Raw genomic sequence first — 18221 nt, 5'->3', positions numbered from 1 at the left:
TCTGACTGGTTAGAACAGATCGTTAAGTGTTACGCCCACGCCAAAACGGGTCTGGCGGTGGTTATAGTCGATAAGCGATTCACCATACCCGCTGAACAGCTGGGTGTAAAAGCGCACATGTTCAGAGATAGGATAGCTCCAGGCGAAAGTCGCGCCGCCATAGCCGCTGTTCCAGTTGTAATTACCTTCCACGCTGAAAATACTTTCACCCATTTCATAACCGAGCTTGGCGCGATAGTAGCCCATGTACTTGGTGATGTCGGGGTTATCATCATTATTTTCATTTTCTGGAATGCGATACCAGGGTTTGATTTCCGCGAGGAAGTTACCGTTCTGCGCCATCAGACGCGCATAGACGCGGTTCCAGCTGCGTGAAGTCGGATCGCTGCGGCCGTTCGACTCGTGATTCAGACCGGTTTCAATATCACGCAGTGTCCAGCCCGCAAAGGTATAATCCGTTGCCCAGCCGAGGAAAATCTGCGGTTCATAGTTGGTTTCACGGAACGGCGATGAGGCTCCACGGTTAGAGAGCTGCCACCACGAACGTTGCGTATAGGATGCGGCCAATACCGAATTATCACCCAGAATGCCACGCCACAGCGGGAACGCCAGGCTGAGCTGGAATTTTACTTCATCGTTTTTTGCTTTGTCTGCCCAGTTGTACGAAGAGATCGCCTCTTTGTTCATGTCGCTGGTGTAGGTGTAGAGCAAATAGTTGTTTTCGTAAGGATAAAGCACGAACGGGTTATCGTGTTTCTCCAACAGGTTCGCAATAATACTGCCCTTCACTGCCGGGGCGTCATGCACCTCTTTTATGGTGGCTTCATCAGCCTGTGCCAGCGCAGGTATCATCAAAGCTGCGGTCAGCAACGCGTATAGCTTACGCATAACATTCTCCAGGGAACTGCGTGTTGTCATTATTAGGCCCATGTTCAAAAAGCACGCCATTCTACACGCAAAGAGACAGGTTGATCAGTGCCGATTTCTGAAACTGGAAAGCCGCGCGAACGCGGCATAATATACACAACTCTTTAACATCTTAAGGCAGAAAACATGTCATCCCCGTTGCTGTCACAGCAGGAAGCTCGCCGTCTGATTGGCGAAATCTTTGTCTATCACATGCCCTTCAATCAGGCGCTCGGTTTGGAGCTGGACCGCCTCGAAGCCGATTACGCCGAATTGGGCTTTGCCAACAAAACCATGCTGGTTGGCAATGCGGCCCAAAATATTTTGCACGGTGGCGTGATTGCCTCAGTGCTGGATGTCGCTGCCGGGCTGGTGTGCGTCAGCCATGCGCTGTCGCGTCAGGAGAGCATCAGCGAAGAGGAGTTGCGTCAGCGTCTGTCGCGCATGGGCACTATCGATATGCGCGTTGACTATCTGCGCCCCGGACGCGGCGAACGCTTTGTCGCTACCAGCAGCCTGCTGCGCGCCGGCAATAAAGTGGCGGTAGCGCGAGTGGAACTGCACAACCAGCAGGGCGATTATATCGCCACAGCAACCGCCACCTATTTGATTGGCTAGTTAGCTTTTTGGAAAGCATGATGGATACGCAACAAACGCGTCAGGGCATTGGCTATGCGCTCGGCGCTTATTTTATCTGGGGCATTGCGCCAGCCTACTTCAAGCTGGTGAAAGAAGTCCCGCCAACAGAAATCATGACGCATCGCGTGATTTGGTCGGCACTGTTTATGCTGGTACTGATTACCCTGAGCCGGAGCTGGCAGCAGGTGCGCACGGTGCTCGCTCAGCCAAAGAAAGTGCTGTTGCTGGCCGTCACTGCCGTCACCATTGGCGGCAACTGGCTGCTGTTTATCTGGGCAGTGAATAATCAGCACATGCTGGAAGCCAGCCTCGGCTACTTTATCAACCCGCTGATCAACGTAGTGTTTGGCATGCTGTTCCTGCGCGAGCGCTTCCGCCGCTTGCAGTGGCTGGCGGTGTTGCTGGCAACGATTGGCGTGCTGGTGCAGCTGTGGCAATTTGGCTCGCTGCCGATTATTGGCCTGGGGCTGGCGCTAAGTTTTGCTGTCTACGGTCTGCTGAGGAAAAAAATCCAGGTGGATGCGCAGAGCGGCATGCTGATCGAGACCGCATGGTTATTCCCGCTGGCGGCCATCTATTTGTTTGGCTTTGCTGACAGCGCCACCAGCCACCTCAGCGCCAATCCAATGAGCCTCAATTTCAAGCTGATCGCGGCGGGCATCGTCACCACGATTCCGCTGATGCTGTTTGCCGCCGCCTGTGCGCGTCTGCGTTTGTCGACCGTGGGCTTTTTCCAATACCTCGGTCCCACGTTGATGTTCCTTTTGGCCGTGCTGTTCTACGGCGAGAGCCTGACGCCGGACAAGATGGTCACCTTCGGCTTTATCTGGCTGGCACTCGCCGTATTTATCGTTGATGCAATCGCGTTCTCAGCTCGCACCCGCGTGCGCGTAGCGTGAGATAAAACGCGCGATAGCCGGGCCGGTCAGCAGGATGGTGAACAGGCGTAAGGTCTGCAACGCCATCACAAACGCGATATCGACCCGGCTGCCCGCCGCAATAATCGCCACGGTATCCAGCCCGCCCGGGCTGGTTGCCAGATACGCCGTCATCAGATCGACGTGCAGCACCTGCGTCAGCATCCACGCCAATCCACCACACAGCAGCATCAAGCCGAAAATCGACACCAGCATTTGCGGAAGGGTGCGCAGCGCCAGCAGGAAGATCGGGCGCGTAAAGCGCAAACCCACGCTCCAGCCAATCAACGCATAGGCCAGCGCCAGCAACCACTCCGGCACCTGCAAAGTGGCGACATCGGTGCCGTGGAGCGTCGCACCAATCAGCGCGGGCAGCAGCAGCGCACCCGAAGGGATACGCAGTTTTTGTCCCAGCCAGGCGCCCGCGAACATCACCACCAATGTCAGGATGAAGCTGCTTTGTAAAGCAGGGAACCATACCAGCTCCACTGCACCACCGTTGGTGCCCAGCCCAATGCGCGCCACCACTGCCGCCGCAGTCGCCACAAACAGAACGCGCAGATACTGCATAAACGCCACTAAGCGCACGTCCGCACCGAAATCACCGGCCATCGCCACCATCGCAGAAGCGCCGCCGGGAGACGATCCCCACGCACCGGTTGGCCCTGGAAGGTTGCTAAAGCGCACCAGTAGAAAACCTGACAAACCGCTGGCCGCCAGCGTAAGCACCAACACCGCCAGCACCACCGGCCAATCCGCTAACAGCGGTGAGAGAATAGCCGGTGACAGTGTTTGCCCGATCATGCAACCCAACACCGCTTGTGCGAGCACAAACAAACGTTTGTCGATGCGTACGGTGGCGCCAGAAAGGCCCATGACGGTTCCGACGATCATCGGACCTAAAAGCAGTGCAGCAGGAAGGTGAAACAGCTGGAGAATGATCCCCAGTACTAACGAAGCAATCAGCAGAATGGTCCACTGCTGTCGCAAAGAAAAACGCGCCATAGGGTGGAAATCAGAAAGTGAGAAGTGACAACAGCCTACGCAGAATTGTGATGCAGCGCCAGTTTAAAGGGCCGCAAATGCGGCCCCGAAAGCGTTACAACCAGTTTTTCCGTTTGAAATAGAGGTACGGCGCCAGACCGGCAAGGATCATCAGCGTAATCGCGCCAGGATAACCAAAACTCCATTTCAGCTCAGGCATAAACTCGAAGTTCATCCCGTAGCTGGATGCCACTAGCGTGGGTGGCAGGAATACCACCGACACCACTGAGAAGATCTTAATGATGCGGTTCTGCTCGATGTTGATAAAGCCCATCGCCGCCTGCATCAGGAAGTTGACCTTCTGGAACAGCGATTCGTTATGCGGCAGCAGGGATTCGATATCGCGCAGGATTTCACGCGCCTGCTCCAGCTGATTGCCCGGCAGGCGAGCTTTACGCACCAGGAAGTTCAATGCACGTTGGGTATCCATAAGACACAAACGCACTTTCCAGCCGATATCCTCCAGCTCCGCCAGACGCGACAGCGCCTGATCGTACTCTTCGCCCTGTTGCCCTTCCATGATCACGCGGCTGAGTTTTTCCAGCGCGCTGTAGATGTTCTCGATCTCATCCGCCAGCTGTTCGATTTTCGTCTCAAACAGATCCAGCAACAGCTCGTAGGCGTTGCCATCGGTCAGCGTCTGGTTGCGCGCACGCATACGATACAGACGAAAAGCCGGCAGTTCGCGCTCGCGTAATGTATAGAGGCGATCTTCACGGATGGTGAACGCCACGGTGGAGTTGCCAGCGTGGTCTTCCGCATCTTCAAAGAAGAAGAAGGAGTGAATGTGCAGTCCATCTTCATCTTCGAAGAAACGTGCGGAGGCCTCGATGTCTTCCAGCTCCGGACGCGTCGCCAGGCTTTGACCCAGCTCAGATTGCACACGATCGCGCTCAGTGTCGTCGGGCTCGATGAGATCGACCCACACCGAGGTGTTGAGTGTGTCGTTGTTGTCTTCCAGTTCGATGCGCGTCAGGCGATCGCGTTCGAGTTTAAAAGCGCTCAGCATAGCAATACTCCCCATTGCAGACTTAATGGGACAAGGCGGCACACCGTGATGCCGAAGGCAAAACGGGCACGGCAAAGCCTGAACGCGGAAACTTTCGCTTCAAGGGTAAATCAGTGCTGACTCGTGCGACGAGAGTGTAAAGGGAGGTCGCTGATAACCGCTAAGGCTACCCGCGTATAGAGGTAGCCTTAGATGTTATTCCTGTTAAACAGGCGGTTGAGCCAGCATCGACTGGGCGCGTCCAAGGCATTGTCCTCTCATGATAATAGTGCGCGCATGTTACGCTGAGACGAAAAAGTCGTCAAGGTAACGCAACGGCGCTACACCGTTTCCAGACGCGCGTACGCCGCCACCAGCCACTTGATGCCCTGGCCCTGAAATGCCACCTGCAAGCGGCTGTGTTCACCGCTGCCTTCGAGGTTGATGATGGTGCCTTCACCGAATTTGGCATGGCGTACACGCTGGCCCAGCGCGAATCCACTGTCGTTTTCCGTGATTGGCGTGCCCATGCGTTGATGGCTCACCGGACGGCTCACACTGGCGCGCAGACGCACTTCCTCGACGCACTCTTCCGGCAATTCGCCGATAAAACGCGATGGACGGTGATACACTTCTTTACCATAAAGGCGGCGAGTTTCGGCGTAGGTCAGCGTGAGCTTCTCCATCGCGCGCGTGACGCCAACGTAGGCAAGACGACGTTCTTCTTCGAGGCGGCCACCTTCATCCAGCGACATCTGGCTGGGGAACATGCCCTCTTCCATACCCACAATAAAGACCTGAGTGAACTCAAGACCTTTCGCCGAGTGCATGGTCATCAGCTGTACCGCGTCCTGCCATTTATCAGCCTGGCCTTCACCCGCTTCCAGCGCCGCATGCGACAGAAACGCCTGCAGCGGCATCAGATCTTCATCTTCGTCCTGATAGCTGAACTGACGCGTGGCCGTCACCAGCTCCTCTAAGTTTTCAATACGCGCCTGGCCTTTCTCGCCCTTTTCCTGCTCGTACATGATCCACAGGCCGGAATCCTTGATCACGCGATCGGTCTGCACGTGCAGTGGCATATCGGCGGTTTCCGTGGCCAGCGAATCCACCAGCTCGCAGAAGCGCTGCAGCGCGGAGGCCGCACGTCCCGCCAGGGCTTTGTTTTGCAGCAGTTCACGCGTCGCTTGCCACAGCGTTAATTGCTGTTCGCGCGCGGTCTGGCGCACCACATCCAATGTGCGATCGCCCACGCCGCGCACTGGCGTGTTCACCACGCGCTCAAACGCGGCATCATCATTGCGGTTCGCCATCAGTCGCAGATACGCCAGCGCATCTTTGATCTCCTGGCGTTCGAAGAAGCGCATGCCGCCGTAAATACGGTACGGCATGCTGCCTTGCAACAGCGCTTCTTCCAGCACGCGCGACTGGGCGTTGCTGCGGTAGAGAATGGCGCAATCCTGCAGCGCATTGCCGTTCTCATGCCAGGTTTTGATACGGTTGACCACGAAGCGCGCTTCGTCTAATTCGTTAAACGCGCAGTAGAGGGATATCTTTTCGCCGTCACTGCCATCGGTCCACAACTCTTTACCGAGGCGACCATTGTTATTGGCGATCAGCGTGTTAGCCGCTTTCAGGATGTTATTGGTCGAGCGGTAGTTTTGCTCCAGGCGAATGGTTTCCGCGCCAGGGAAATCCTGCAGGAAGCGCTGGATGTTCTCGACCTGCGCGCCACGCCAGCCGTAAATCGACTGATCGTCATCCCCGACGATAATCACACGACCGGTATCGCCCGCCAGCATACGGATCCACGCGTACTGGATGTTGTTCGTATCCTGGAATTCGTCCACCAGCACGTTGCTAAAACGCTCGCGGTAATGATTCAGGATATGCGGCTTGTTCAGCCACAGCTCATGCGCACGCAGCAGCAGTTCGGCAAAATCCACTAAGCCCGCGCGATCGCAAGCCTCCTGATAAGCCTGATAGATGCGCAGCCAGGTTTGTTCAATCGGATTACCGTAGCTTTCGATGTGTTTTGGACGCAGCCCTTCATCTTTTTTGCCGTTGATGTACCACATGCCCTGGCGTGCAGGCCACTGTTTCTCATCAAGGTTCATGGCTTTGATCAGACGCTTGAGCAGGCGCAGCTGATCGTCGCTATCGAGAATCTGGAAATCCTGCGGCAGATTGGCATCAAGATGATGGGCACGCAGTAAACGGTGCGCCAGGCCGTGGAAGGTACCAATCCACATACCGCCCTGACTGGTGCCGATCAGTTGATCGATACGATGGCGCATTTCAGCCGCCGCTTTGTTGGTAAAGGTCACCGCCATGATCGAGTAAGGCGAGCAATTCTCTACCGACAGCAGCCAGGCAATGCGATGCACCAGCACGCGCGTTTTGCCACTGCCTGCCCCGGCCAGCACCAGCAGATTGCTGCGCGGCGCGGCGACCGCCTCGCGCTGTTTGTCATTCAAGCCGTTAAGCAGATCAGAAACGTCCATAAGCACCGTTTTGCCAAAATAATAAAAGGAGGATTGAGAAATGCGGTTTCTCAGCATTCAGTCAACGCACCATTTGTAGCGGCGCTATTCATCGCAAAATGAAGGGTGCCGCTACGATTTGTGCGTCAGGAAATGCCTGCCATCATCCAGCCATTAGCTGGATGAACATACAGCATTATAGCAGCGAGGTCAGCGATGCCAACTGATGAATTTCGACGTGCGGCAGCAAACGCGCATCATCAATCTTCATCAGATTGCCATCGCGCAGGTTGATCCAGCAGGCTTGCATGCCCGCGTTTATTGAACCGACCACATCGGTGGTGAGATCGTCGCCCACATGAAGAATATGCTCAGGTGCGATGTTCAAACGCTCAGCCGCCAGCTGATACATATCCTGCCACGGCTTAGCACGGCCGTGCGGGCCGGCGCGCAGGGCGAACTGGAAATAGTGGTTGATCCCCAGCTTTTCCGGACAGGCATTGCCGTTAGTGATCGCCACCAGCGGGACGCGCTCGCCCAGCCACGTCAGCGTTTGGTGCGTTTCATCCGGCATCTCGACTTCGCTGCGCCACTGATGGAATACACCCATCACTTCGCTGGCACCGGCGCGGGCTTCAGCAGCGGATAAGCCGATATTGATCATTGCCAGCTCAACCGAGCGGCGGCGCCACTCAGACACGTCGTGGTAAATTTCCGGCTCACGCGCCAGCAGTTCGTCACGCAGCGCCTGATAATCAGCGGGGGTGAATTCACGCAATGCCGGATGGAAGGCCTGCAACGCGGCGTGGGATTCGGCAGTGGTTTTACGGATCACCGGATGGTTGTCATACAGCGTATCGTCGAGATCGAAAGTGATCGCTTTGATCGGGCCCAGCGGGCGGTAGAACTTCATTCAGACTTTCCTCGTTTAGCACGTGGATGCGCCGCGTCGTACACGGTCGCCAGATGCTGGAAATCGAGATGGGTATAGATTTGCGTGGTCGACAGATTAGCGTGCCCGAGCAGTTCCTGCACCGCACGCAGATCGCCACTCGATTCGAGCAAATGGGTCGCAAACGAGTGACGCAGTTTATGCGGATGAATATGGTTGGCCACGCCCTGCTTAATGCCCCACTCGGCAAAGCGCTTTTGCACGTTACGCGCTGAAATACGCGTGCCGCGACTGGAAACAAACATTGCATCATCCTGCGGCGCGAAGCTTGCACGCAGTGGCAGCCAGTGTTGCAGCCAGGTCACCGCCGTGCCACCAATCGGCACACGTCGCTCTTTACTGCCTTTCCCCAACACCCACACTTCACCGGCGTCGAGATCGACATGACGACAATCCATGCCCACCAGCTCCGACAAACGTAAACCGCCGCCGTACATGGTCTCCAGCATCGCGCGGTCGCGCACCGCCAGCGGATCGTTCAGGTCGATTTCCAGCAGCTGGTTAACCTCGTCGACATCCATATTTTTTGGCAGATGACGAGCATTGCGCGGCGTGGAGATGCCTTTGGCCGGATTGGCGCTTAGCATCCCCTGGCTGACCTGCCAGTCAAGAAAACTGCGCAGTGCTGACATACGTAATGCCAGACTGCTGGGCCCGAGTCCGGCACGACGGCTGCGAGCCGCCAACTGACGAACCTGTGCGGGCTCCAGTTGTGCCCATGAGGCGATCTTCATCTCATCGGCCATCGCGGTCATCGTCTGCAACTGGCGGGTGTAATTCTTTTGCGTCAACGGGCTGAGCTGGCGTTCGACTTTCAGATAACGCAGAAAGCCCTCTACGGCTGGCTGCAACGGGCTGACGTCACTCATGCGCGTTCAATCCAGCGAGACAGCAGATCCGGCAGCATTTGCGCCAGATGCTGTAACAGCAAAGTGCCCATGCCCGCTTGATAATGCTGGTTGTCGCGGCTGCTGAAAATTAGCACGCCAAGCTCGCCTCGTTCGCCCATCAGCGACATCGCCACCGACCCGATGGCTTTCGCCTGAGGCAACAACAGCAGTAACTCCGGGCCATTCAGGCTGCCAAGGTAATGATGTTCAGCACCAAAGCGTTGAATACGCAGCGGCTCAAAAGCCTGACGAGAAAGACCCAACTGGGTGAAATCAGAAGGTGCGCCGATGTGCCAATGGTCGTTGAACACCCGCACATTGGCGCCGGCCAGACCCAACTCACGCGCCCAACGGTGCAGACGCGTTAACATTTCCTGCAGGCTGTCCGCCGCGGCAAGATGGCCTTGTAACCCCAGCAGACGATCGAACAGTTGATGGTTGGCCGTGGCCTGCTCCATCAACAGCGTGATTTCCTCTTCCAGCTGCTGGATGTGGTTGCGCTGACGCGCCATGTGCCACTCTACCAGCGACACGCTGCCGCGCACCGGGTGCGGCACCATCATCTGTTCAACCTGGCGCGCATTGCGAATAAAGAAATCGGGGTTCTGGCGCAGGAAGGCGCTTACCGACTGATCGTCCAGCAAAACCGCGCTGTCGGTTTGCTCTTCGACATTTTTCATAGATGAATAAACCCATCGTAGACGTGTGTGGCTGGCCCGGTCATAAACAGCGGCTGACCCACTCCTTTCCAGGCGATATGCAGCGTTCCGCCAGGCAAATCAACGCGAACTTTTTCCGCCAGAATGCCTTGCTGAATGCCGCAGGCAACGGCTGCGCAAGCGCCGCTGCCACAGGCCTGGGTTTCACCCGCGCCGCGTTCATACACGCGCAGACGAATGTGTTCAGGATTAACCACTTCCATAAAGCCCACGTTGACGCGCTCGGGGAAGCGTTCGTGGCTTTCCAGCAGCGGACCGAGGGTTTCCACGGCGGCCGTTATCACACTCTCAACCTGAATCACACAGTGCGGGTTGCCCATCGACACCGCACCAAACATCACGGTCTGCTCCGCAACACGTTGCAGATACAGGCTTTCCGCTTTATTGGCGCGCAGCGGCACCTGTTGCGGATCGAAGTTGGGTTCACCCATGTTGACACGTACCAGCTCATCGCTGGTCACGCTCAGCACCATACGCCCGGTTTGCGTACTCACGCGGATGTCGCTTTTGTTGGTCAGCCCTTTCAGGCGCACAAAGCGAGCGAAACAGCGTGCACCGTTACCGCACTGAGCCACTTCGCTGCCATCGGCGTTGAAAATTCGGTAATGAAAATCGAGATCCGGATCGTAAGGCGGTTCGACGATCAGCAGCTGATCGAAACCGATCCCCAGATGCCGATCCGCCAGACGGCGAATCAGTTCCGGCGAAAAAAAGACGTTTTGCGTCACAGCATCCACAACCATGAAATCGTTGCCGAGACCGTGCATTTTCGAGAACTGCATTTTCTGCTCCGCCGGATTACTCATAGAGATTAGTTCGCCTGTGAACCCGATTTGCTGGTGACCAAACCGTTAACGTCAGCATCCTGCGCCGCTTTTTGCTGCTGTTGGGTGACCTGCTGGTTTTGTTTGGTCGGCTGATCTTTGGGCGGGAAATACAGCGGTCCTTTCAGGCCACAGCCTGCGAGGCTGACCAGTGCCAGCGCGATACCCAGCTGACTTATCATGTGTCTCATTCTGTCTGCTCTTCCTGTCCTTAAGCCTTGGCTGCTTATCATCGCAGTTGACGTTGTAAAAGCAACAGGAAATACCCGCAAATCCGGGCGCATGTCAGAGGAAAAGCCAATCCCACCGCGCGAACGCAGGCGGGATCAATGCATTTGGTAGCGCGGCTGGAAATCGCCGTTGTCGTTATCGGGCTGCGTCGCACAGAGCTGTGTCAGCGTCTGGCTGCGGAATGGAATCACCTGGAAGCGATCGCCCGCGTGCACAATCTGGTAGAACTGCGGCAGGTTGAAGTTGATAAAGCTGGAGCCATAGGTGAATCGATCATGCGACGAGGAGTAAAAACGGCTCACATCACGCACCAACTCTTCTTTGCTGCCTTCACAATGGTGATAAACCTCAACGCGATTGGTTTCGTCGAGTATATAGATGTTGAAGCCGCGATCGTCATTGGTGTCTTCAAAGAAGAACTGAATGATGCCTTCGCTGGCATAGCCGTTCACCACCGGCGGTAATGGCGTTTGATTCGATTCCACTTTGATCGATAAACCGTGCAGCTTGTTGTTGGAAATCGCGCCGTAGAACTCCACCGCATTTTCCAGTTTCTGCACCGAGACGCTCATGCGTTCGAAGAACAAGCCCCACGTCTGGCCCGCCATGCGCAGCGCTTTAAAGCGGCCTGGCTCCTGACGGGTACTCGACAGACGCAGCTCAATACACTCAGACACCAGCTGCTGTACGCGGGTACGAATCAAACCGCGCAGATGCTGGCTGTAGCAGAACACTTCCACCGTATCCGGCGGTGCGGCGTCCTGATGCATTTTGCCGAGAATGGTTTTCAGCGCTTCGATCATCGCCTGCTCACCGCTGAAGTGCAGCGTACGCACTTCATTCCATGAGTTGCGGTACAGCAGATCAATGCTACCAATCAGGCACTGTTGCTGCTGGCCGAAGCTGAACACATCCAGCTTGCGAAAATCAAAGTGCACCACCTGATTGCGGAAGGCGGAGGTCGGATCGTGTTCGAGGTTAACGATAATCGCCAGATGACGGATTTCGCACGGGCTGTACAACGCTTTTGGCGTCGGCGCAGGTACACGCAGCGGGAAGTGGCTCGACACATCGTTCACCAACTCCTGCAAACGCGGCAGATCGCAGAATTCGTTGCCCTTCATATGTAAACGCGTTTTGCTGGTCAGCAAACCGTTGAACCACGCCCACGCCACTAACTTGTTCAGGTAGCGGTTATATTCCAGCGGCTGATGGCTGATGATCGAACTCATGTCCGGCGACTGGTTGTAAAGATACCAACCGGCGCGATTGGCGCGACCTTCCGGCACATGAATAAAGGTCAGATTATCTTCCGACAGGTCAGGCGAAATCTGTGGGTTCACCAGCGTCACTTTGCCCGGCAACGCTTCAAACGCGGCATACAGTTTACGCGTCAGCACGCCGATATCCTGCGGGCTGGCACTGACGCTTAAATTGTTACGACGGGCAAAACGGATCAGGTTGCGATAGCTCTGCATCATCGCATCCAGCAACTCGTTGTGCGCTTCACGCACACGCTCAATTTTCCACTGGGCGCGGTTATCCAATACCGCAATTTTCTCTTCATCCCAACCCCACTCTTTCACCAGCTGCGAAAGAATCTCGCGACGCCAGCCTGAGCGGTGATGGTGGTGATCGTCACTCGAGAGCTTCTCACACACTTTTAAATAGAAACATCGACGCACCAAATCAAGGCGCGCCATGTCATCGACGCTGGTCAGATAGCGCGTCACGCGCTCCAGCATCATGCAATAAGGGTCGAGACCGAAGCAGACAATTTCGCCATCGTGCAGGCGCTGTTTGATATCCATCGCCAGCAATTGCGTGTTCGGGTATTCCCAGCTGTACGCTTCTAACAACAGGGTTTTCAGCACCGCTTTGTACGGTGAATCGATGCTTTTATACAGCTGCCACAAGCTGGCCCCGAAGTACTCTTCGGCTGACAGCGTGCCGAGGCCGCCGAGATCCAGCCACTCATTCGGCGTCAACACGCCTTGTGAATAGAGTGACATCACGTAATCGTCGTAATGGTGCTCTTCTTCGCCGGGCACCATGTTCCACAGGATGCGTTTACCGGCCATACGCACAGCGGTACGGTAGAACTCATCCAGCAGCAAAATATGTTGGGTAGAACCGCAGTCTTCACCACCGAGGCTGCCGCTCTCATTGTGGCGGAAACGATTCTCGTCGATCAGGAAGAAACTGACTTCCACACCCATCGACACACACCATTTCTGCAACAGGGTACACTTGCGCTGCAGATTGAGGCGTTCTTCATTATCTAACCAGGATTGGTGACACACCCAGATGTCGAGATCGGACACGCTGTTCTGACCGACGGACGAGGTACTGCCCATCGAGTAAATGCCGGTAATCGGACGTTCACCTTTGACCGCAGTGCTGAGATCCAGAGACTGATCGCCTGCCAACTGTTGCAACAAATGCTGTTGGTTTTCATCAGTCGTGAAGAAGCTGACGCCGTGGGGAACGCTACCGTCAAGGTAGCCCGGCATCAGCGGGTGATGATAGTGCAGTAATGTTGGCAGCAGACTGTAGACTTGCTGGAAGGCAGGTCCCATAGCAGCCAGTGCGCGATCAACGCGCAGCTGGTTAATTGCATCCAGTCTCTGTTTCAGTGTCTCAATGTAGAGGTACAAGACGTTTCGCCTGATTGTCCCAGTGTTAAGCACCCTGTTTCCAAAACCTGCCGCTTAATAATAAAGATGTTGGGCAAATTATTGCTGGAAACGTGATCAATCTAACACCTGGAGGATTGACCGTAAAGAAAGTTGCGCTACATGACAGTTTAGCACGTTCCCCATGTAGCCCTGCTTTTTCGGACTTAGACGTCAGAAAATGACGCAATAATGCGTAACAACTGACATCGAGGCCTTTTCAATCCGTTGAAACTGACAGCATTCCCCTATCAATGATAGGATAATCGATGAACGATCAAAATGGTTAACAGCATGTTAAACAAAATTTTCAGAATTGCTACCAGACAAAGTCCCCTTGCTTTATGGCAGGCACAATATGTCCAACAACGCCTGATGGCAGCACATCCGGGCGTGCAGGTTGAGCTGGTGCCTATGGTCACCAAAGGCGACATCATCCTCGACACACCGCTCGCTAAAGTCGGTGGAAAAGGCCTGTTTGTCAAAGAGCTTGAACTGGCAATGCTGGAAAACCGTGCCGATCTTGCGGTGCACTCCATGAAGGATGTGCCGGTGGATTTCCCGGAAGGCCTGGGCCTCGTCACCATCTGCGAGCGTGAAGACCCGCGTGATGCCTTCGTTTCCAACCTGTATAACAGCATTGATGAACTGCCACAGGGCGCGATTGTGGGGACCTCCAGTCTGCGTCGTCAGTGTCAGCTCAGCGCGCGTCGTCCCGATCTGATCATACGTTCGTTACGCGGGAACGTGGGCACCCGTTTAGGTAAGCTGGATGCCGGAGAATATGACGCCATTATTCTGGCCGCGGCAGGCCTAAAGCGCTTGAACCTCGACGACCGCATTCGTCAGGCGATGCCCGCTGAAATCTCGCTGCCCGCCGTGGGCCAGGGCGCCGTCGGCATCGAATGTCGCCTTGATGATCACGAACTGATTACCTTATTGCAGGCGCTGAATCACGACGACACCGATGTTTGTGTGCGCGCTGAACGCGCGATGAACACACGCCTCGAAGGCGGTTGTCAGGTACCGATCGGCAGCTTCGCCGTGCTGGAAGATAATCAGCTATGGTTACGTGGCTTAGTCGGCTCACCGGATGGCCAGCAAATGGTGGTAGGTGAACGCCGTGGTCCGCGCGAAAACGCCGTGCAAATGGGGATTTCCCTTGCAGAAGAGCTGCTGGATGGCGGCGCCCGCGACATTCTGCGCGACGTTTATCAGGGGCAAACACCCGCATGACCATTCTCGTGACCCGCCCGGAACCCGCTGCCAGTGAACTGGTTTCGCGTCTGCGAACCCAGGGAAAACTGGCGTGGACTCTACCGCTGATTGAATTCACGCCGGGTCGCGATCTGCAACAATTGCCGCAAAAACTGGCGGCTTTACGGCCGGGCGATCTGGTGTTTCTGCTGTCACAGCAGGTGGTGCTGTTTGCCCATCCAGCGCTACAGCAGAGTGCCCTCACCTGGCCCGAAACACTCGACTACTATGCTATAGGGCGCAGCACCGCGCTGGCACTGCATACCGTCAGTCATCTGAAAGTAGACTATCCTCATGCGCGGGAGACCAGCGAAGAGTTAGTGCGCCTCAACCGTCTGCAACAGGTAAAAGGCAAGCGTGCGCTGATTTTGCGCGGCAGCCCAGGCCGCGAGTTACTGGCTGAAACCCTGCTGGAACGCGGCGCCGAGGTGGAATACTGCGAGTGCTATCAACGGTGTGAAAAGTATTATGAGGGCGCGATTGAGGGCCGTCGCTGGCGCGATCGTGGAATTACCACGCTGGTGGTCACCAGCGGTGAGATGTTACAACAACTCTTTGCACTGTTTCCGCCAATCGATCGTCGGGAATGGTTATTGCACTGTCGACTGGTGGTCGTCAGTGAACGTTTGGCTACTCAGGCCGCCGAATTAGGCTGGCAGGATATTGAGGTAGCCGATGGTGCTGATAACGATGCGCTGCTGCGCGCGTTACGCTGAACTTAACAATGGGATGAGCCATAATGACGGAACAAAAAGCCTCCTCCGCCATGGTTGAAGAAACCACCCCTGCGGACACTTCCCCCACGCCAGACGGTAAAAAGCCTCGCGATAAAAAAAGCGATGGCAAAGTACTGAGTGCGGTGGCGATTGTGATTGCGCTGGCGATTGGCGCGGGACTTTACCTCAATGGGAAACATCAGGCCGATTTACAGGCTCAGACAAACCAGAACCTGAGTGAACAGCTGAGCGCCCTGCAGCAGCAACTGGGCAGCGACAAACAACAGCTGACGCAACAACTGGACACCGCGAACACAGCGTTGCAGGAAGCGCGTACCCAGCAGGACAACAGCGCCAAAGAGCTGGAAACCCTGCGCGATAAAGTCGCGACGATCTCCGGCAATGACACCCGCACCTGGCTGCTGGCGCAAGCGGATTATCTCGTAAAACTGGCGGGCCGCAAGCTGTGGAGCGATCAGGATGTCACCACCGCCGCCGCGCTGTTGAAAAGCGCCGATACCAGCCTGGCCGATATGAATGACCCGAGCGTGATGAACGTGCGTCGTGCCTTAACGCAGGACATCAGTTCTCTCTCAACGGTGAGCCAGGTCGATTACGATGGCATCATCCTCAAACTCAATCAGTTGTCGAACGGCGTCGATAATCTGCGTCTGGCTGACAATGACAGTGATGATTCACCGATGGATGCCGATGGCGGAGAGCTTTCCAGCTCGCTGCACGAATGGCGTCAAAACCTGGTGAAGAGCTGGCATAACTTTATGGATGATTTCATTACCATCCGCCGCCGTGATAACACCGCACAGCCGCTTCTGGCACCGAATCAGGATGTTTACCTGCGTGAAAACATTCGTTCACGTCTGCTGATTGCCGCCCAGGCTGTGCCACGTCATCAGGATGAAATCTACAAACAGTCGATTGATGCGGTCTCAACCTGGGTGCGCGCCTGGTATGACACCAACGACGCTGCCACCAAAGCCTTCCTCGCACAGCTGGATGAGCTGAGTCAGCAAAACATCTCAATGGATGTGCCGGATACGCTGGAAAGTCAGGCGCTGCTGGAAAAATTGATGCAGACGCGCGTGCGCAACCTGCTGGCACAGCCATCGGTTCCGGCTGATCAACAGGGAGGCTAAGCATGCTGAAAGTATTGGTGCTTTTCCTGCTGCTGATCGCAGGCGTGGTATTGGGGCCGATGATTGCCGGCCACCAGGGCTACGTGCTGATTCAGACTGATAACTGGAACGTGGAAACCAGCGTTACGGGACTGGCAATCATCCTGATTCTCAGTCTGCTGGTGATTCTGTTCATTGAATGGATTTTACGCCGCGTATTCCGCACCGGTGCACGCACGCGTGGTTGGTTCACTGGACGTAAACGCCGCAGCGCACAGCGTCACACGCAGAGCGCTCTGATGAAGCTGGCGGAAGGTGATTACAAGCAAGTTGAAAAACTGCTGTCGAAGAATGCCGATCACGCCGATCAGCCGGTGGCTAACTATCTGCTGGCAGCCGAAGCGGCGCAGCAGCGTGGTGACGAAGTGCGTGCCAATCAACATCTGGAACGTGCGTCTGAGCTGTCCGAGAACGACACCATTCCGGTTGAAATCACCCGCGTACGCCTGCAACTGGCACGTAATGAAGATCACGCCGCCCGTCATGGCATTGACCGATTGCTGGAAGTCGCACCGCGTCATCCGGAAGTGCTGCGTCTGGCTGAACAGGCTTATATTCGCACCGGCGCATGGGGCGCGTTGCTGGATATTCTGCCCTCCATGCAGAAATCACAGGTTAACGATGAAGCCCATCGTGAGGCGCTACAACAGCAAGCCTGGCTAGGCATGATGAATCAGGCCATGGCCGATCAAGGCAGCGAAGGCCTGAAGAAGTGGTGGCAAAACCAGAGCCGTAAAACGCGTCAGGAAACGGCGCTGCAGGTGGCGATGGCGGAACATCTGATTGAGTGTGATGACCCTGATACTGCACAAAGCATCGTGCTGGAAGGATTGAAGCGCCAGTATGACGATCGCCTGGTGCTGTTAATGCCACGCATTAAAAGTGGCGATCCGCAATCGCTGGAGAAAGCGCTGCGCCAGCAAATCAAACAACATGGCGCAACGCCGCTGCTGCACAGCACCTTGGGCCAGATGCTGATGCGCCACGGTGAGTGGCAACAGGCCGCTGAAGCTTTCCAGCAGGCACTTGCACAACGCCCTGATGCTTTTGATTATGCCTGGTTGGCCGATGTCTATGATCGCCTGCATCGCCCCGAGGACGCTGCTCAAATGCGCCGTGAAGGTCTGCTTCTCACCTTGAAGACGAATCCAAACGCTTAATTTAACGATTGTTACTTTTGTGCACGCCGGGCTTGTCCCGGCTTTTTTTTGCCTGAAGAGTAGCGGCGTGAGGGTAAATCGCAGATAAAAAAACACCTGCCATAAGCAGGTGTAAGATCAGGTCGTTCAGACAACTGATGGTATCCGACTCAACGTAATGTCCTTCTTACTGCAGTAAAGCGTGCGCAATAACTGCCAGGCTGGACAACGGATACCGTAAGGGGCTCTGCATCATTCCCAGGTTTATGTAGCATCAGCAAACATAAGAGGTGGAATGAGCATCTACAGGATTATTATTGCATAAGCCGTGCCAGAATTGCAGATTCAGAGATAAGTTATTTTAAATCAGCAAGATAACCGTGCGGCCTCACTTCAGGCTGAGAAGTGCGTCGTTATTTCGCAACACTCCCCTCAATAACTGTCTCCTCTCAACGACAACCAATGCAAGGAACTGTCAGTCCATTTAATATCAATGGGTTATGAGTCTCATTATGACGACAACAGCCGGTGGTGTGATTTAAGAAGCCGCATGGTGTTGAGAAGCCGGGATGCTGAGTTGCTGAGTTGCTGAGTTGCTGAGTTGCTGAGTTGCTGAGTTGCTGAGTTGCTGAGTTGCTGAGTTGCTGA

Annotated in this window: 16 protein-coding genes; 6 read left to right on the top strand and 10 right to left on the bottom strand. The window is 55.4% G+C overall.

Annotation, left to right across the window (positions count from 1 at the left end):
- Window positions 1-9: 9 nt before the first annotated feature.
- Window positions 10-888, bottom strand: a complete 879-nt coding sequence (pldA, locus tag QMZ65_RS23465) for a phospholipase A (RefSeq protein WP_034827877.1) — start codon at window positions 886-888, stop codon at window positions 10-12.
- Window positions 889-1053: 165 nt separating this feature from the next.
- Here pldA and QMZ65_RS23460 point away from each other — a divergent pair, with 165 nt between their 5' ends.
- A complete protein-coding gene (locus QMZ65_RS23460; RefSeq protein WP_097118521.1) occupies window positions 1054-1524 on the top strand; it encodes a thioesterase family protein in 471 nt (156 codons plus the stop codon).
- Between the two features lie 20 nt (window positions 1525-1544).
- The gene (gene rarD / locus QMZ65_RS23455; protein WP_034827874.1) at window positions 1545-2444 is read left to right on the top strand and encodes an EamA family transporter RarD; all 900 of its coding nucleotides are present in this window, start codon (window positions 1545-1547) and stop codon (window positions 2442-2444) included.
- On the opposite strand, the gene QMZ65_RS23450 is transcribed toward rarD, so the two are convergent.
- The 9 genes from QMZ65_RS23450 to QMZ65_RS23410 form a co-directional block, all read right to left on the bottom strand.
- A complete protein-coding gene (locus tag QMZ65_RS23450; protein WP_058960363.1) occupies window positions 2415-3467 on the bottom strand; it encodes an AbrB family transcriptional regulator in 1053 nt (350 codons plus the stop codon). The two genes, rarD and QMZ65_RS23450, sit on opposite strands and share 30 nt — an antisense overlap.
- Before the next feature lie 94 nt (window positions 3468-3561).
- Entirely contained in the window at window positions 3562-4515 is a 954-nt protein-coding gene (gene corA, locus QMZ65_RS23445; protein WP_034827871.1) for a magnesium/cobalt transporter CorA, read from the bottom strand.
- A gap of 320 nt (window positions 4516-4835) precedes the next feature.
- Complete coding sequence (uvrD, locus tag QMZ65_RS23440) at window positions 4836-6998, bottom strand: DNA helicase II (protein ID WP_058960397.1); 2163 nt, start codon at window positions 6996-6998, stop codon at window positions 4836-4838.
- A 175-nt stretch (window positions 6999-7173) separates the two neighbouring features.
- Window positions 7174-7890, bottom strand: a complete 717-nt coding sequence (gene yigB / locus QMZ65_RS23435; protein ID WP_058960364.1) for a 5-amino-6-(5-phospho-D-ribitylamino)uracil phosphatase YigB — start codon at window positions 7888-7890, stop codon at window positions 7174-7176.
- Entirely contained in the window at window positions 7887-8798 is a 912-nt protein-coding gene (gene xerC / locus QMZ65_RS23430) for a tyrosine recombinase XerC (protein ID WP_058960365.1), read from the bottom strand. The genes yigB and xerC overlap by 4 nt, the downstream gene beginning before the upstream one ends.
- Window positions 8795-9499 carry a DUF484 domain-containing protein gene (locus QMZ65_RS23425; RefSeq protein WP_034827865.1) on the bottom strand — a complete coding sequence of 235 codons (705 nt, stop codon included), beginning with the start codon at window positions 9497-9499 and terminating at the stop codon, window positions 8795-8797. Before QMZ65_RS23425 ends, xerC begins: the two co-directional genes overlap by 4 nt.
- Complete coding sequence (gene dapF / locus QMZ65_RS23420) at window positions 9496-10320, bottom strand: diaminopimelate epimerase (RefSeq protein ID WP_283216857.1); 825 nt, start codon at window positions 10318-10320, stop codon at window positions 9496-9498. Before dapF ends, QMZ65_RS23425 begins: the two co-directional genes overlap by 4 nt.
- Window positions 10321-10349: 29 nt before the next feature.
- Entirely contained in the window at window positions 10350-10553 is a 204-nt protein-coding gene (gene lptM, locus QMZ65_RS23415; protein WP_097118519.1) for an LPS translocon maturation chaperone LptM, read from the bottom strand.
- Between the two features lie 135 nt (window positions 10554-10688).
- A complete protein-coding gene (locus tag QMZ65_RS23410) occupies window positions 10689-13250 on the bottom strand; it encodes a class I adenylate cyclase (protein WP_283216848.1) in 2562 nt (853 codons plus the stop codon).
- Between the two features lie 312 nt (window positions 13251-13562).
- Here QMZ65_RS23410 and hemC point away from each other — a divergent pair, with 312 nt between their 5' ends.
- From hemC to hemY, 4 genes are read left to right on the top strand one after another with little or no spacing between them, the layout of a single operon-like run.
- A complete protein-coding gene (gene hemC / locus QMZ65_RS23405) occupies window positions 13563-14504 on the top strand; it encodes a hydroxymethylbilane synthase (protein ID WP_097118546.1) in 942 nt (313 codons plus the stop codon).
- Window positions 14501-15241: a uroporphyrinogen-III synthase gene (hemD, locus tag QMZ65_RS23400; protein WP_034827859.1), complete on the top strand. Its 741-nt coding sequence runs from the start codon at window positions 14501-14503 to the stop codon at window positions 15239-15241. The genes hemC and hemD overlap by 4 nt, the downstream gene beginning before the upstream one ends.
- A gap of 23 nt (window positions 15242-15264) precedes the next feature.
- Window positions 15265-16395: a uroporphyrinogen-III C-methyltransferase gene (gene hemX, locus QMZ65_RS23395; RefSeq protein ID WP_034827857.1), complete on the top strand. Its 1131-nt coding sequence runs from the start codon at window positions 15265-15267 to the stop codon at window positions 16393-16395.
- A 2-nt stretch (window positions 16396-16397) separates the two neighbouring features.
- A complete protein-coding gene (hemY, locus tag QMZ65_RS23390) occupies window positions 16398-17594 on the top strand; it encodes a protoheme IX biogenesis protein HemY (RefSeq protein WP_058960370.1) in 1197 nt (398 codons plus the stop codon).
- Window positions 17595-18221: the final 627 nt, after the last annotated feature.

Source organism: Pantoea sp. EABMAA-21, assembly GCF_030053335.1.
Classification (GTDB): domain Bacteria; phylum Pseudomonadota; class Gammaproteobacteria; order Enterobacterales; family Enterobacteriaceae; genus Pantoea; species Pantoea communis.
This window is presented reverse-complemented; position numbering and strand designations above follow the sequence as displayed.